At 55.4% G+C, this 16,383-nt stretch carries 9 protein-coding genes; 1 reads left to right on the forward strand and 8 read right to left on the reverse strand.

Annotated features, from left to right (window positions below):
- Window positions 1-3: 3 nt before the first annotated feature.
- Window positions 4-1,206, reverse strand: coding sequence for a glycosyltransferase family 2 protein (locus PYL13_RS24835; RefSeq protein ID WP_275642639.1), 1,203 nt, complete (start codon window positions 1,204-1,206; stop codon window positions 4-6).
- A gap of 241 nt (window positions 1,207-1,447) precedes the next feature.
- Between PYL13_RS24835 and PYL13_RS24840 the strand changes: the two genes are divergently transcribed.
- The gene (locus PYL13_RS24840) at window positions 1,448-7,927 is read left to right on the forward strand and encodes a type I polyketide synthase (protein ID WP_275642640.1); all 6,480 of its coding nucleotides are present in this window, start codon (window positions 1,448-1,450) and stop codon (window positions 7,925-7,927) included.
- A gap of 145 nt (window positions 7,928-8,072) precedes the next feature.
- Here PYL13_RS24840 and PYL13_RS24845 read toward each other — a convergent pair whose 3' ends face one another.
- From PYL13_RS24845 to PYL13_RS24875, 7 genes are all read right to left on the reverse strand, one after another.
- On the reverse strand, window positions 8,073-9,077 hold the full coding sequence (locus tag PYL13_RS24845; protein ID WP_275642641.1) for an ABC transporter permease: 1,005 nt from the start codon (window positions 9,075-9,077) through the stop codon (window positions 8,073-8,075).
- Entirely contained in the window at window positions 9,070-10,560 is a 1,491-nt protein-coding gene (locus PYL13_RS24850; RefSeq protein WP_275642642.1) for a sugar ABC transporter ATP-binding protein, read from the reverse strand. Before PYL13_RS24850 ends, PYL13_RS24845 begins: the two co-directional genes overlap by 8 nt.
- Window positions 10,560-11,546, reverse strand: a complete 987-nt coding sequence (locus PYL13_RS24855; RefSeq protein WP_275642643.1) for a sugar-binding transcriptional regulator — start codon at window positions 11,544-11,546, stop codon at window positions 10,560-10,562. The genes PYL13_RS24850 and PYL13_RS24855 overlap by 1 nt, the downstream gene beginning before the upstream one ends.
- 2 nt (window positions 11,547-11,548) lie before the next feature.
- Complete coding sequence (locus PYL13_RS24860; protein WP_275642644.1) at window positions 11,549-13,060, reverse strand: FGGY-family carbohydrate kinase; 1,512 nt, start codon at window positions 13,058-13,060, stop codon at window positions 11,549-11,551.
- 62 nt (window positions 13,061-13,122) lie between these two features.
- On the reverse strand, window positions 13,123-14,145 hold the full coding sequence (locus PYL13_RS24865) for a galactitol-1-phosphate 5-dehydrogenase (protein ID WP_275642645.1): 1,023 nt from the start codon (window positions 14,143-14,145) through the stop codon (window positions 13,123-13,125).
- A gap of 111 nt (window positions 14,146-14,256) precedes the next feature.
- Window positions 14,257-15,243 carry a substrate-binding domain-containing protein gene (locus PYL13_RS24870; RefSeq protein WP_275642646.1) on the reverse strand — a complete coding sequence of 329 codons (987 nt, stop codon included), beginning with the start codon at window positions 15,241-15,243 and terminating at the stop codon, window positions 14,257-14,259.
- 781 nt (window positions 15,244-16,024) lie between these two features.
- Window positions 16,025-16,213 (reverse strand): hypothetical protein, encoded by a 189-nt coding sequence (locus PYL13_RS24875; protein ID WP_275642647.1) that lies wholly within the window; start codon window positions 16,211-16,213, stop codon window positions 16,025-16,027.
- Window positions 16,214-16,383: the final 170 nt, after the last annotated feature.

Here is a 16,383-nt window from a genome sequence, read left to right on the forward strand (position 1 = left end):
GACTCATTCGCCTGGCTGTCCGCGATCCGTCCGCACCCATCCATTTCGATGTGCGCTGAGCAACATCTGCGGGGATCGTATCATTTGCAGACCAATGATCGACACGGCACGAAGGGCGTCCGACGGCGTCAAAATCAAGCGTCCATATTTAACCCACGCGATTAACGTCGTGCCGCAGACCAAGGCCAGATTGGCTACTGCAATAAAGAGCGGGAGAGGGGCAAGCTTTAACGCCCAGGTAAAACCTGCAGTCATCAGCAAGACTATGGCAAGCAACGGCAGAAGAAACGTAAGTGGCGGTATGGCCGTCGACAATGCACTCAATGCGGCAGCGATCCTGCCTCTGCGCAATGCCCTTGCAACGCCGGTAAGCGCCGTGCTTATCAATTCGAAGTGACCGCCGATCCATCTTTGCCGCTGTGTGCTTAATCCTTGCACGGTGTCCGGAAACGGGCTCAGCACCACGGCGTCTTCGCAGAACACCGGTCCTGATCCGGCAATGGCAAGATCCAGACCCATCTTCATGTCTTCGACGAGGTGTCCGTGGGCGAGATCAAGGTCGCTGATAACCTCCCAGCGGAAAGCCATTCCGCTTCCCGTCAGATGACAGGGAATGCCAAGGCGATTGAGTCCTCTCTGCCGAAGACGGTTTTTCAGCATGAATGCGAGTTCGGCAATCTTCAGGCTGAGCCCGGCGCCTGCCTTGTTTGTCATCAGATAAAGTGCCTGAACGGGTCTTTCTGTCTGTACGGTCGCTTCGGCGAGGAAGCCGATTGCGTCAGGGGAGGGAAAGCAGTCCGCATCTATCAGCACGACGATATCCGGCGGGCAAGAGGACAGATATTTTACGCCAGCATCCAGCGCATATCCTTTGCCCCTTCGAGTCGTATCGTTTCGCTCGAGTACTTCCGCACCAGCCGTTTGTGCAATGATTGCCGTCCTGTCCGAACAATTGTCGGCAACGACAAGCAAGCGATCGTCCACTGCCATCGCTGCGCGAATGGCGGTCAGGGAGGCGCCCAGTCCTGCTTCTTCATTATGCGCTGGAACAAGAATGGCGATTTTTGGTCTTGGTGCAGTCGATGGCTGTATCTTCGCCCGTAGCGATGGCAGTGCTGCCAACAACTGCGCTGAATAGATGATTGCCAAAGAAAATAGTGCAATATTGAGAAGCGATAAACACCAGAAGAAAAGAGACTGAGTCATAAGCAATACTCTGTGCCCAATTTGTTTGGCTACTCGAAATTGAATACACTGGCTTCAGGTGCTTGCAAACAGTTAAATATTATTTATATTCATAAATTATAGAAATTGCTTATAAGACAAACTCAATAGAATTCATACGGTTACTTACCAAGAGCAGCTATGAAATAAATATAGGCACGTTTTCTATTTTGCTGTCAGCAATTTCGATCGGGGCCGCGTGTGAGAGAGTAAAGAGCGTCGCATGCAAGATCAGGATACCGCCTCACCAAACGACATCGCAATCATCGGCATGGCTTTAAGAGTGCCGGGCGCCAGAACACCAGATGAGTTCTGGCAAAACCTTCGATCAGGCACTGAATCCATTCGCAATCTTTCGGAAGACGAGCTGATTGCCGCTGGTGAGAGCCAGGCTCGAATGCTCGATCCCAAATATGTTGCGCGGACATCTGATATGCCCGACATGGAGATGTTCGATGCTGATTTTTTCGGGCTGAGCCCGAAAGAGGCTGCGATCATGGATCCGCAGCACAGGCAGTTTTTGGAATGCACCTGGGAAGCAATGGAGGACGCGGGGCGTACTCCAAACACAATGCCTGGGCCAGTCGGTGTATTTGCCGGCTGCGGCATGGGCAGCTATTTCTATTTCAACGTCTGCAGCAACAGGCAGTTGCTCGAGCAGACGGGCATGTTCCTGCTTCGCCATACCGGCAATGACAAGGACTTTCTGTCTACGCGGGCGTCGTTCTCCTTTGATCTGCGCGGGCCGAGTGTGAATGTGCAGACGGCCTGTTCCACCTCGCTTGTCGCTGTCCACTATGCCTGCCAGAGCCTTTTGAGCGGCGAGTGCGACATGGCTCTTGCGGGCGGCGTCACGATTGAGTTGCCGCATCGGCGCGGCTATATTTATCATGACGGTGAAATCCTCTCTCCCGATGGCCGTTGCAGACCGTTCGACCATCGCGCCGCTGGCACTGTGTTTGGCAGCGGGGCAGGGGTGGTTGTGCTTCGAAGGCTGTCCGACGCCTTGGCTGATGGCGACATCATTCACGCAGTCATAAAAGCCTCGGCAATCAACAATGATGGTGCCAGCAAGGCGGGTTATCTCGCGCCAAGCGTTACGGGTCAGGCAGAGGCGATCATTGAGGCGCAAGGGCTTGCGGGCATCAGTGCCGAGACGATCCAGTACGTCGAATGCCACGGCACTGGCACGGCACTCGGAGATCCTATCGAGATCGAGGCTCTGACCCAGGCGTTCCGTCAGACAACAAACCAGAAAGGTTTTTGTCACGTCGGGTCGGTGAAATCCAATATTGGTCACCTCGACACTGCCGCTGGCGTTGTCAGCCTGATCAAGACGACCCTTGCGCTCAAGAACGCTGAAATACCGCCCACTCTCGGCTTCGAGAAACCAAATCCGTCAATCGATTTCGCCAGTAGTCCGTTTGTTGTCGCAAGCCAGCTGACCAGCTGGCCTGATACAGACGGACCGCGTCGCGCCGCGGTCAACTCGCTTGGGGTTGGCGGAACAAACGCACATATCGTTTTGGAGCAGGCTCCACGTATCGCGCCTGTTGATGACATCGCCAATGATGACCCGGCCATCCTGCTTTTCAGCGCAAAACACCGCAAGGCTCTCGATGGAGCTACCAAACGTCTCGGTACAGCGTTTGCGACAAATTCGGGGTTGAGGACTGTAGACGCAGCGTTCACCTTGCATCAGGGACGGGTACAGTTCGAGCATCGGCGCGTTGCGGTGGTTCGTGACCGCGCAGATGCTGTCGCCGTGCTGTCTGGCGACAACCCAAAACGGATGTTCACACATTCGGCGATTGAAAACCCCGTGGGAGCTGTCTTTCTGCTTCCCGGCGGAGGTGCCCAGCATGTTGGCATGGCACGTCGTCTCTGCGAGGAAGATGCGCGCTTCCGCAGTTTTGTAGAAGAAGGTTTTTCCTATCTTGAGCCGGCGATCGCCGATGAAATCCGTGCAGTATGGTTTGCCACTGGCGGTGACAAAACGGCTGAAGGTAAAACGTTCCTGCGCCCGTCTCTGCAACTGCCTGCCATATTGATCGTTGAGGTCGCCATTGCACGGCTTTGGAAGGATTGGGGTGTCAGCCCCAAGGCGCTGATCGGTCACTCGATGGGCGAATATGCAGCAGCCTGCATTTCGGGCGTGATGAGCTACCGTGACGCGGTCAATCTCGTGCGTTTGCGCGGCGAATTGTTCGATATTGTCGAGCCCGGTGGCATGTTGAGCGTACCGGTTTCGGTTGAAACACTAAAGTCCCTGCTGCCAGCGTCGCTGGATATCGCGTCGGTCAACGCCCCGGAACTTTGCGTCGTGTCCGGACGGGATGAAGACCTCGCCCTGTTTCAAGCCGAGTTGGTGGAAAAAGGTATTGATGCGTCCCGTGTTGCGATTGATATCGCGGCACATTCGCGCATGCTGGACGGCATATTGCCAAGGTTCGAAGCGTTTGTGCGCAGTATCCGTCTCAATCCGCCGACTATCCCGATCATGTCCAACCTTGCCGGACATTGGCTGACGAATGCCGATGCCTGTGACCCGACCTACTGGGTCAGGCATCTGCGATCCACCGTCCTGTTCAACGATGGTATGGCGCGGCTATCGTTGCAGCCGGGTCAGGTCTACATTGAAATAGGGCCGGGCCGAACCTTGTCATCGCTGGCAAAAATGCAGACGAATATCGACGCGAACCAGGTGATCAACACTTTGCCGCATGCCGATGACGATGCGGACGATCGTCTACACTTCCTTTCGGCAATCGGTCGCGCCTGGGCGACCGGGATTGAGGTTGAAATCTCGCGATCCTGGAAGGGACGTGATCCGCGCCGCGTTCAGTTGCCTACCTATGCGTTTCAGCATCAGCGCTACTTCATCGAGCGGGTCGTGGACAGCTCGGCCCCGATTGCCAGTGATGATGCACCCTTATTGCGGCAGGAAGACATGTCCGACTGGGGTTATCGACCGGTCTGGAAGCAGGTACCTTGCGATGTCGCGATAGATGCGAGCATGGAGCCGCGTTCATGGCTGATTTTCATTGATGACACCGGGCTTGGAGAGCGACTGGTCGACCGCTTGCGGTCTTCAGGCCACTACGTTGTGACCGTGACGGCGGGCGATGGTTTCAGCCGGATTGATGCTTCGTCCTATAGTCTGTGTCCTGAAGAGGGGCGTGGGGGCTATGACGCACTGTTCACCAGCCTCAGTGAAGATGGTGAGGTGCCCGCCAATATCGTCCACATGTGGCTGGTGACCGGCGACGAAAATCACCGACGCGCGTCCAGCTTCTTCGACAGAATACAGGAACAGGGTTTCTACAGCCTTCTGCATCTGGCACAGGCCATGGGCGATGCTGGCGTGGCGGGCAGTCACCTGACCGTGCTGACCAACGGCATGCAGCGCGTGGGCGATGAGACGCTTGCCTATCCCGGCAAGGCGACTGTGCTTGGCCCCGGTCTGGTGATACCCAAGGAGCTTGAGCGTACAACCGTACGGATGGTCGATATCGAGCTTCTCGCAAAGCCCAAACACAACGACAGACCGGGCCTGCAAAAGCTGCTCAAACTTGTCGGCGATGTTCCGAGCAGCCAGACCGCTGATGTCCTCGACCAGTTGTGGGAGGACCTCTGCGTTTTTCCGGCCTCCGAAACGGTTGCCTATCGCAAAGGGCGCCGCTGGGTTGCAAGTCATGAACGCCTGCCGCTCAAACCGTCCGATCCGACACAGCAATTCCGCCATAAGGGCACATATTTGCTGACAGGTGGTTTAGGAGATCTTTCGCTTGTTGTGGCGAGAGAACTGGCAACACAGTTTTCCGCGCGTCTGGTGCTGCTGGGCCGAACCGAGTTGCCTGAGCGGTCGCAATGGACGTCTTATCGGCGTATGCATTCTGGCACGGACAAGGTAAGCCGGGCGATTGCAGCAATAGAAGAGCTTGAAGTGCTCGGAGCCGAGGTCATCTACCGCGTCGCCGATGTGCGCAACGTCGAGCAGATGACCGCAGCGGTTGAGGCCGCAAAGAACCGATTTGGTAGTCTCAACGGTGTGTTGCATACCGCCGGTATCGTCAGAGACAATCTTATCCAGCTGAAATCATTTGATGAAATTGAAGATGTGTTGTCGCCGAAAGTCTATGGCACATCCGTTCTCGCCCGTGTGCTGGAAAAGGAAGATATTGATTTCCTGGTGCTGTTTTCTTCGACCAGTACCGATACCGCGCCCGTCGGCCAAGTGGACTACGTCGCAGCCAATGCCTATCTCAATGCCTATGCGGAGAGCCGTAGTGGCGATCAAAAACGTCAGACAGTCGCCGTGCATTGGGGCGTCTGGAACGAGGTCGGCATCGCGGCTCGTGCGTCCCTTAATCCTGGATCAGCCTCGGCGCCATCCAAAGAGCTGTTCGCCGCAAAAGGTCCCGTGTTCGAACGTTGGGTTGAAGATGCGGATCAAACCCAGTGGCTCGAATTTACGGCGAGCCCCGCGACCCACTGGATGTGGAATGAACATCGGCTTGTTTCAGGTGAGGCCATTCTGCCGGGAACCGGTTATATCGAACTGCTGGCGCAGGCCGCCAATGAATATGGCTTCGCCGGAGGCTTTGAAATCGAGGATCTGATCTTCGTTTCGCCACTCAGCATTGAGGATGAGGCAACGAAGTCGATCCGGGTTCGGTTTGAACAGGATGGCAATGACTATCGCGCCTTCATTTGTGCGGCAGATCAGAATGGCGGTTCCAATTCCATTCGCCTCCATGCGGAAGCGTCGGTGCGACTTACCCCTCCGTCGGTCTTGCCGCCAGTGCAGCTTTCGCTGGGCGACAGTCATTGGACAACCAGACGTCGCGCCGCAGACGGCGCGGTATTACGTTCCGCACAAGAGGATAATATCCGCTTCGGGTCACGCTGGTCGGTTCTGCGCGCCCTTTCGATCGGAAAAGGTGAGGCGCTTGCGCAACTGTCGCTCTCCGACGACTATGCTGGCGACATTGAGACAGGATTACGTTTTCACCCGGCGCTTCTCGATATTGCAACCGGCTACGCAATGGAGCTTATTGAGGGGTATGCGTCGTCTGGAGTGCTGTGGGCACCGATGTCTTACGGCTCCATTCGGATCTATGAAAATCTGCCGCAACAGGTTCTCAGTCATGTCAGGCTGTCAAAGGGCGGGAATTCCGGTCCAGATTATTCCGCTTTCGATGTGACCATTACGGCGCTGGACGGTTCAGTCATTCTGGAGATCGAACGTTTTACGATCAAACGCTTGGCTAATGATCTCAGTTTGAGTGTGACGTCTGCCGGAGCGGCAAGTCATGGCGAAGTCGGAGCACCGCCTTCGGCCGCAACACTTGAACTTGCTGCGCAGGTTCGCCAGGGCATCATGCCTTCTGAAGGGTTCAACCTGCTGTCTCGGGTGCTGGCAACACGCCGACCTCAGGCAATCGTCTCCAGTCTACCACTCGACAAGTTGCGCGAAAGGGCTGCTCGGCGAGTTGATGCGCAGGCAAGTCCGTCTGCCCAGCTTTTCGAGCGGCCAGACCTTGAGAACGACTATATTGCGCCACGGAACGATGTTGAGCGAACACTTGCCGGTTATTGGAGTGAGTTGCTGGGGGTTGAGAAGATCGGTGTCAGCGACAACTTCTTCGACGTCGGTGGACATTCGCTCATCGCGGTGCGCCTGTTCCGGATGATCCACAAAACCTATGGGATCGATCTGCCCATTTCAGTTTTGTTTCAGGCGCCCACTATTTCCGAATGCGCAGACCTCATTGGCAAGAATGCAGCGCCCGCCGAAAGTGCGGATAATGCTGAAGCACCTGAAGAGGCAGATACGCAGCGGATACATCTGGTATCGATGACCACGACATCTGCCAAAGCTACGGCTACGCCGCTGTTCCTTTGCGCTGGCATGTTCGGCAATGTGCTCAACCTGCGCCATATTGCATTGCAGATCGGCAATGACCGGCCGGTCTACTGCTTGCAGGCACGCGGGCTCTACGCAAATCAGGAGCCGCACGAGACATTCACCGAGATGGCGCGCGACTACCTCCGCGAGATACGCACAGTACAGCCGTCTGGCCCTTATCTTTTGGGAGGTTTTTCGGGCGGTGGGCTTGTGGCCTATGAAATGGCAAAGCAACTGGAAGCTGCCGGAGAAACCGTCGAGATCATCATCATGCTTGATACGCCGCTTCCCGGCTATCCCGTTTTGTCGATGGCAGACAAAGTTCTGATCAAGGCGCAGGACATCAAGCGAGAAAGAGGTGCTTTTATCCGCAACTGGATAGAGCATAAGCGTAATTGGGCAAACTATCAGAGAGCGCGATCAGATGCATTGCAGGCACCGGCAAAAACGGTCGAGTTGCACAACGAACGCGTTCACTCAGCCTTCTTGCGTGCTTTGGATCGTTATGAGGTCAAACCTTATGACGGACAGGTTTTGCTGTTAAGGCCAAAACTTGAACCGCGCTATCTGGTCACGGGTGGCAGACAGCTCAATGCCGATCGCGATTTTGTTCGTCACGACAACGGATGGTCACCGCTCGCCCCAAATCTTGACGTTATCGAGGTGCCGGGCGACCACGATTCCATGGTTCTCAATCCAAATGTCCGCGTTCTCTCAGACAAGATTCGACAGCATCTCAAGCTATGTGACCAACGTGTCGTATCGAGAAGCAGACCGATAGCGGCCGAGTGATCTGCGATTTGGACGCCCCTGTGTGAGAGGTCGTCGCCAAGAAGGTCTCTCATCTTGGCGACGATTTTTTCCGGTATTGTTGATGCCTTTGGACGTCACGGTGGAGAAGATTTACCGTGACGTCTTCGTATCTTTGCAAGAAGTTTCAGGCACGACCGCGGCGGATATCGATGAAGCGGTTGAGCAGAATGGCGGCAACAATAATCAGGCCGGTGACAGTCATCTGATAGAAAGAGCCGAGACCGAGCAGGTTGAAGATATTGCGCAGCACCTGCAGTAACATCACGGCGAAAAAGGTGCCGAGCACGCCTCCGCGACCACCAAAAAGTGAGGTTCCGCCGAGCACAACGGCCGCGATTGCATCGAGCTCAAGGCCCTGTGCGGCAGTCGGTTGACCTATACGCAGGCGTGATGTCAGCAAAATTCCAGCAAGCGCGCTCATGACACCTGATGCCGTAAAGACAAGGATAAGGATACGCGTGGTTGGCAATCCAGACAGACGGGCCGCTTCCGGATTTCCGCCCGTTGCATAGACAGATTCACCAAAAACGGTCAGTCGCAAAAGAGCACCGGCGGCAACACACAGTGCCACGAAAATTATCCCCATGGTGCTGACCTGGATTCCAGGTAGCAGGGGCACCATCGTTGACGAGATGGCTGCGAACTCTGGCGGCAGACCGGCAACCGGCGTGCCGTTGGTCAGCAGATAGGTTACACCGCGAAATGATACGAGACCTGCCAGCGAGACGATAAAACTTGGGACGGCAGCAAAAGCGGTGATCGAACCGATCGATGCGCCAGCGACGGCACCGGTGAAGATGGTGATCGCCAGAGCAGGGACGATGGGCATGCCCCCTGCCAACAGAACGGCAACCAGCATGCCGCAAAGCGCGGTAACCGAACCGACAGAAAGGTCAATATTTCCCGTGAGAATGACAAATGTCATGCCAATGGCGACAACGCCAACGACCGCTGCCTGCTGAAACAGATTGGAGATATTGGTCGGCGTGAGGAAGTTCGGCGACAGTATTGCCGCGATAGCGACCACGACAAGGAAGATAACGATGAAGTTATATTCGATCGCCAGATCCACGAGGCGGCGAGAGGAGGAGCGTTGCAATGGCGTTGTTCCCGTTACGGTATCAGTCATGATGATGTTCTCCCAGGATCTGGTGACGCAGGATCGTGTCGTGATCTGTGCTGGCCGGGTTGAACCGTGCGATGTTCCGCCCTTCGTGGAAGACCCAGATTGTGTCGCACGCAGCGTAAAGCTCATCCAGCTCGGACGAGGCGACGATGACGGCCGCGCCCTCGGAGGCAAGCTTATCAACCAGCTTGTATAGATCTGCCTTGGCTCCGATATCGAGGCCGCGCGAAGGCTCATCAAGCAACAGCAGCTTTGCACCCTTGATGATCCATTTGGCGAGAACGACCTTTTGCTGGTTCCCGCCGGACAATTGCAAAACCTTCTGTTCCGGCGCGCCGTATTTGGTTGTCAGCTGTTTCAAAACGGAAACGGTCTGCGCTTTCAGCTCTCCATGGCGAGCGAGAAATTTACCTTGCATGGCCGGGAGAGTGGCATTGCGATAGATCGGTGCGTCGAGAATGAGCCCTTCCGTCTTACGGTTTTCGGGCACCAAGCCAAGGCCCGCCCGGATCGCGTCGCGTGGCGACTTGGGATTGAACGATTTGCCATACAGCGACATTTGCGATTGAGCCGGGTCTGCACCAAATAGAGCCTTCAGAAATGACGTTCGGCCCGAACCGTTCAGTCCGGTTAATCCAGCAATTTCACCACGTCGCAATTCAAAATCGCGGATTTCCAGCTTGTGTGCTCCCACAAGTCGGTCAACCCTAAGCACGACATCGCCGGTCACGGGCGCGCGCTCCTGCCGCTCAATCAGCATGCGGTTACGACCCAAGATCGCTTCGACCAGCGCACTGTCCGGCGTGCCTGCGACATCGAAGGTTTCGATCGTCTGGCCACCCCGCAGCACCGTGACACGGTCTCCGATCTCGCGAAGTTCGCCTAACCGGTGGCTGACATAAAGGATTGCGACGCCGCGCGCCGTCAGTTCCCGGATGACGCGGAAGACTGCCTTCAGTTCTGTTTCGTTCAACGCTGCCGACGGTTCATCCATGATGATGACCTTGGCGTCCCGCGTTAGCGAGCGCGCAATTGCCGTCAGTTGCTGGTTGGCAATTGACAAATTGCCAACCCGGTCTTCTGGAGAGAAGGTCGCCTTTATCCTGGCCAATGCTTCAAGGGCGCGGGCACGCCGTTCTCGTTTGTTCAGAAAACCGAAACTGGCTGGTGGATGGCCAAGAAACAGATTTTCAGCGACCGTGAGCTGCGGAACAAGATCAAGTTCCTGGTAGATCATTGAAATTCCGGCTGCTGCGGCCTCAGCCGGTGTCTTGAAATTGACCTTTTTGCCTTCGACCCAGATGTCCCCGCCGGAAGGCGAAAGAGCGCCAGCGATCAATTTGAGAAAGGTGGACTTCCCGGCACCGTTCGCACCCAAAAGACAATGAACTTCACCTTTTCTGACCGAAATATTTGCTTCGGCGAGGGCCACGATATGTGGCGGGAATTTCTTGGAGAGTTGTTCTATCCGGAGTACGTCTTCCATCAGGCAGCTTCCTCCAGAATTTTGCGTGCTGTTCCTTCATCGGTCACCAGATCTGTGACGTAGCCGGCCCGAAGGCAGGCTGCGGTGATCAGGTGCTTGTCCTCACCGGCCGCGACACCGATTACTCTTTCCTTGTGCGCTAGTGCCTCCAGCCTCAGGCCGATAGTTCGATCATCAAGCTGGCGATCGGCAATCTTGCCATTCCGGTCGACGAAACGCCCCATGATATCGCCAACAGAGTTCAGCGTTTTCAAGCGCGCAATATCGTGGTCATCGAGATAGCCCGAGCCAAGCAAAACGGACTGATGGGTAAGGCCTCCAAGACCGAAACAGACAACGGGCGCCTCATCGGCAAGTCTGAGGACACGCCCGATTATCGGGTCATGTTCAAGAGCCTCCCGCGTCGAACGTGATCCCATTATCGCCGGCACAGGCAAAAGCGTGGCGCGCCCCGGTGCTGACTGTGCAAACTCCTCGGCAACTGCTGAATTTCGGCTGGTGGTCGTCGTCAGAGCGGTCGAGCCGTTGACAAGAACCACATTGAGGCCAGGGCACCAGTCTTTTGGCAAGGCGCGGGCAACCGCTGCCATCGTGCGTCCCCAGCTGACCCCCATGAGAGATGGTCTGGGATTGAGGCTCACAAGATGGCTTGCTGCAGCTTGCGCAACGCTGTCAATGATCAGGCTGGGCTCTTCGATATCGACCGTCGGGACGACGATTGCTTCTCTAACGCCAAAATGGCGCTGCAATTCGACTTCCATTGATGTTCGCCGACCAGCGCGAGGCGTGATTTCGATCCGGACGACACCGTTTTCCTTGGCCTCAACCAGCAGGCGGCCAACTTGCCAGCGGGTTAGGCCGAGTTCGTTGGCAATGTCTGACTGGGTGCGATCCAAATCATAGTAGAGTTTGGCCACCTGCACCATCAGATGGTCGCGCTGTTCATTGACGGGCAGGCGGGCGGAGTAGGGGTTACGTTCTGCCATGTTCACGCTCCCATCTGCCGACGGGCAAGCTGGTGTAATGTCGGGCGCAACTGTTCGGTTGCGTCTTGATAAAGGGGAAGCATACGTTCGAACCATTCGGCGCGGCCGGGATTGGGCAGTAGCTCGCTTGCGGGTGCAACACAGGCTTTTGCGGCGGTCTTCAGATCAGGAAACACGCCAATCGCGGAGGCGGCTGCGACCGCCGTGCCGACAAGAGAAAGATTGTCTTCACGGGCGACCTGGACCGGAAGTCCGAGCGCATCGACCGTGGCTTGCAGCCAGGCGGCATTCTTGACGATGCCGCCTGCCATCATCACCCGCTCGACCGCCACACCCCGTGCTTTGAGCACCGACAGGATATTGGCGGACCCGAGCGCAACGGAATCGATCGCCGCCGCGTAAATGTCAGCGCGTGTGTGGCCCAGCGTCAGCCCCATCAGCACGCCACGCAAGGAGGCGTCACGATAGGGTGTACGATTACCCATCATATAGTCCAGCGCAAGCAGGCCTTCGGAGCGGTGCGGCGTTGCGGCAACATCGGCAATCATCGCCGCATGTCCATTTTTGTCGAGGCCGAAAATTTCATCGGTCAGCCAATTGAGCATTGACCCGGCGGCAACCTGACCACATTCCACCAGCCAACGGCCATCGTTCAGTGCATTCGGGTAGGGGCCCCAGAAACCGGAAACGTCTTCCTCCTGGGCAAGTTGCACCAGCTGGACGATAGACGTGCCACCGATGAACAGCATGCCGCCGGGTTCGACCGTGTCTGCGCCGAGAATGCCGATATGAGCGTCGATGCCGCCCTGCGCTACGACCGGCAGGTTATCAAGACCAAGTTCAGCGGCCATTTCGCTGCGCATCGTGCCGATAACTCCGCCGACAGGAACGATGCGCTGCGGCAAACGCTCCAGAAGATCTGGAATACCGAAGGCTTCATAAATTTCCGGAACAAAACGATGGTTCTGGCTGTCGTAATTCCACTTGCAGGCCGCATTCATGCGCGAACCGACCCATTCACCCGTCAGGTCGAAGTTGACATAGTCGAGCGCTTCGCAAATCACTTCGGCCTTTGACCAGAGTTCAGGTATATGGCTTTTCAACCACATCGATTTGGGTACAAGCCACTCGACAGCGTCCGAGCCGCCGCAAAACCGCATGACCTCATGATCTAGCGATGCCGTCTGTCGTGCCTCAGCATCGGCGCGACAGTCCATCCACAATATTGCTGGCGAAAGCGGGGTACCATCACGCCGACACACCGCGACAGTGGATGCGGTTGTCGCGCAGCAGACAGCATCAACCGTCTTTCGCCCTGCTTTTTCAAGGGCGGCACGGCCAGCATGACGAAGGGCTTTACGCCAATCAGTCGGAGATTGTTCAGCCCACCCGGCTCTCGGATAATGTGTCGCGTAGGCTGCGTCGGCCTGACCAAGCATCTGACGGCGGTCGACGTCGTAAACACCTGCTCGTACGCCACCGGTGCCAAAATCGAAGCTCAGAATATGAGCCATGTTCGATTGTCCTCCCCAAACTGCCAGTTATGACGGCCCGGCCTCCAACCGGGTTTTGTCCGTCACGGGCGAAACATGATCTTCGAGAAAAAGAAGCCACGGTCGTTGCGAAGCCGCTCGAAAATTGCGGGTAATTCATTGAGTGCAAGATCGTGGGTTATCATGAACTCCCATTTGAGGGCTCCGGAGGCAAGCTTGTCAAGCGCAACCGTCCATTGTGGGCCGGGGTAGGGAGCGCCAAACGAATTCCAAGAACCATGCAGCGAGACTTCCTGACGAAGGAAGTGTTGGAAGGTGGCATTGGAAAGAGGCACTTCGCCAACCGGAATGCCGATAAAGGCAACGTGACCGCCTGGTGCCGCAAGCTGGACCGCTGTCCCGATTGAACTTGGATGCCCGGCCGCTTCGATGATGATATTGCACAGCATATCTTTCGGGATATCGTCAGTTGAAAGCAACGTATGTGTCGCGCCGGCCTGACGAGCCAACTCAAGCTTTTCTTTGGAAATGTCGATCGCAACAACCTCGGTTGCTCCCATCAACAACATCCACTGAATGGCAAAAAGCCCGATTGGACCACAGCCAATAACCGCTCCGCGATCACCCATCGTCACGCCGCCCGCCTTCCAAATGGCATGTAGCGCGATCGACGCCGGATCGACCATTGCGGCCGCACGGGGGTCGCAGTTTGCCGGAACCTTCATAAGGTTGCTGGCCGGAGCGCAGACATATTGCGCGTAGGCTCCATCGCGACGAGAGCCGAAATAGTCGTAATTGCGGCAGCGAGAGAAGTTGCCGGTGGCGCACTGGTCACAACTATTGCACGGAAGCATTGGAGGAACCGTGACCAGTTCACCAACCTTGAAATCGGGAACGCCCGGACCGAGTTCTTCGATAACGCCAGAAAATTCATGACCACAGATAATCGGCATCTTGTGGGCACCTTTGGTGAGCATTCGAGGCAAATCCGAACCACAAACGCCGACGGCCGCGACGCGTAGGAGGGCTTCTCCTTGTCCCGGCACGGGTTTGGCAACGTCTTCGAGGCGGATATCTCCGGGCGTGTGGAGTACGGCTGCACGCATGATTTTGCTATCCTTCAGATACACTGAGGCAATCGTCGGGCTGGGGCGCCGACGCTCATTGACAGATAAGATCAATCAGGAGGGGCAAAGCCCCTCCTGTCTGCTTGGGAGTTATTGGTTGAGAACCTGCGGACGGTATTCCGCAAACAGTGCAGAATGCGGGAACTTGCCCACATTTTCTGGTGTTACCAGCGCCGTGCCGGCATCGACAAAGGCCGGAACCGTTTTCTTGGCGGCGGCTTCAAGTGCGACTTGAATGGTGACGTCACCGAGATATTGCGGATCGTTGAGAGCGGTCGCCACATATTTGCCGCCGGAGCTCATGGTCTGCAGCGCTTCAGACAGCCCATCGACACCTGCAACCAGAACATCGTCCCGGTTGTTTTCCTTCAAGACCTGCATAGCACCAAGTGCCATGTCATCATTATGGGCGTAGATAACCTTGACATCAGGATGGGCTTGCAAAAGGTCCTGCATTGCGGTGACCGCATTGGCGCGGATGTACTCAGCGTAAGGCCCTTCGACGATTTTGTGGCCACTATCCTTGATCGCATCGTGGAAGCCGTCTCGACGGTCCATCATCACGGCGCCACCTGCGTCACCCTGGATTTCGATGATTTTGGCATCGCTGATGCCATCTGCCTTCAGTTTCGCAACGACGGCTTCTCCAACCAGTTTGCCCATAGCCTTGTTGTCGCGCCCGACATGGGCCGCCACGGTGCCACCACGCACAGGTCGGTCGACCGTTATGACAGGAATACCTGCCGCTGCTGCTGCATCCAAAGACGGTGCCACGGCATCCGGGTTGACCGGATTGATAATGATGGCGTTGACGCCCTGTGTAATGAGATCCTGAATATCATTGTTCTGCTTCGACACATCGCCGTTGGCATCCAGAAACACCAACGTGTCACCTGATGCCGCTGCTGCTGACTCTGCACCATTCTTCAACTGAACATAAAATGGAGATTGCAGGGTAACCTGGCTAAAACCGATTTTGAGATCTTTGGCGTAGGCGGCCTGGCCGCCAAATGCGAGAATTGCGACAGTGGAAGCGGCTACCGATAAGGTAACCAGGAAATGACGACGACTGTTCATATGATCCTCCCATGATCGTGAACGTGACGATTGCCCTCCCGGCAATCAGCATATGTGATATTTATTCACTTCTGCTGATTTAAGGGCAACATTTCTCGTCTGTAGTTGTCAACGGGAAGGATAATTTTTGTTAAACTAAAATCTATCCTATTGTAATTAATATATATTTTACGGCCTAAATTGACGGAAGTCCAAAATTTATGACTTCAGCGCTGGCATTTTCAAAGTCTGTGCATTGCAACAAAAATCGCTAAAAACAACAAATGACGGAATTGAGGGTTCTTTGCGAGGGATGATTTTGTTTTTAGTTATTTGTCCGCAGCGCTTTTGAGCAAGACCGGCCGAACAGCTGATACCGTCTGAACATAAGGACATGGAATACATAAGTTCCATAACAAACCTTATGCGATTTATGTTTGTAGCCGGGCAGATTCCATTTTCAAATGCAGCGAAGATGATAATGCCCGTGGTTTCTGCAAAGTTGGAATGTCACACTCGCCGGGGTCTGATTGATGCTTGGGAGATTGCAGATTGGCTTGATAACGACGACCAAGCGGGAAATCTCTGGCGACGGATGGCGAAGTGTCCCTAATCGCGGAGCGGATGAAAAACGACATCGGCAAAAAATCAAACCTTAATGGCCTCAAGGACCGCAACAGTCTGGCTACGGGAAACCATATGTCTGCGCATATCGTCGAAGCAAGGACAAATATTCTCTGCGCGCATCCGTAAGTTTCGCCGCACATCCGCTCGTCTTTGAAAAATCATGGTCCGCCAAGGATCACGCCGCAAAAGCGCTGGGTGTTGCCAGATGGCTGCGGATGTCTGCCGTCAGATCGTGCAAGTTCGCATATCTGCGATTGTCGAGATCAATCACATGGAACTTCACGGCAATGAACCGCAACTTGTTGTCTTCAGGGATTGCTATTCCGACCGGCAGTCCGGCGTGTTCAATAACGTGTCTCTGCATATCCGTCTCTTTTCAGCGCGTTTTTTGACCTCGAACTAATCCACCTCTGCGATTTCACAGGTGCGTGCATTCGTAATGGAAAACGGCAACAACGGTTTTGCGTGATGTCGGTCATATTGCGGGTTGCGTCATATTTACGATCAAATGAAACGTGAACCATGATTTATCCT

The organism is Agrobacterium sp. Azo12 (assembly GCF_029193765.2).
In the GTDB taxonomy this organism is placed as follows: domain Bacteria; phylum Pseudomonadota; class Alphaproteobacteria; order Rhizobiales; family Rhizobiaceae; genus Agrobacterium.

Excerpts from the sequence above, each read along its gene's own strand:
- PYL13_RS24855 (WP_275642643.1), bottom strand. The coding sequence starts at position 11,546 with ATGGCAGAACGTAACCCCTACTCCGCCCGCCTGCCCGTCAATGAACAG.
- PYL13_RS24850 (WP_275642642.1), bottom strand. The coding sequence starts at position 10,560 with ATGGAAGACGTACTCCGGATAGAACAACTCTCCAAGAAATTCCCGCCA.
- PYL13_RS24870 (WP_275642646.1), bottom strand. The coding sequence starts at position 15,243 with ATGAACAGTCGTCGTCATTTCCTGGTTACCTTATCGGTAGCCGCTTCC.
- PYL13_RS24860 (WP_275642644.1), bottom strand. The coding sequence starts at position 13,060 with ATGGCTCATATTCTGAGCTTCGATTTTGGCACCGGTGGCGTACGAGCA.
- PYL13_RS24835 (WP_275642639.1), bottom strand. The coding sequence starts at position 1,206 with ATGACTCAGTCTCTTTTCTTCTGGTGTTTATCGCTTCTCAATATTGCA.
- PYL13_RS24840 (WP_275642640.1), top strand. The coding sequence starts at position 1,448 with ATGCAAGATCAGGATACCGCCTCACCAAACGACATCGCAATCATCGGC.
- PYL13_RS24845 (WP_275642641.1), bottom strand. The coding sequence starts at position 9,077 with ATGACTGATACCGTAACGGGAACAACGCCATTGCAACGCTCCTCCTCT.
- PYL13_RS24875 (WP_275642647.1), bottom strand. The coding sequence starts at position 16,213 with ATGCAGAGACACGTTATTGAACACGCCGGACTGCCGGTCGGAATAGCA.
- PYL13_RS24865 (WP_275642645.1), bottom strand. The coding sequence starts at position 14,145 with ATGCGTGCAGCCGTACTCCACACGCCCGGAGATATCCGCCTCGAAGAC.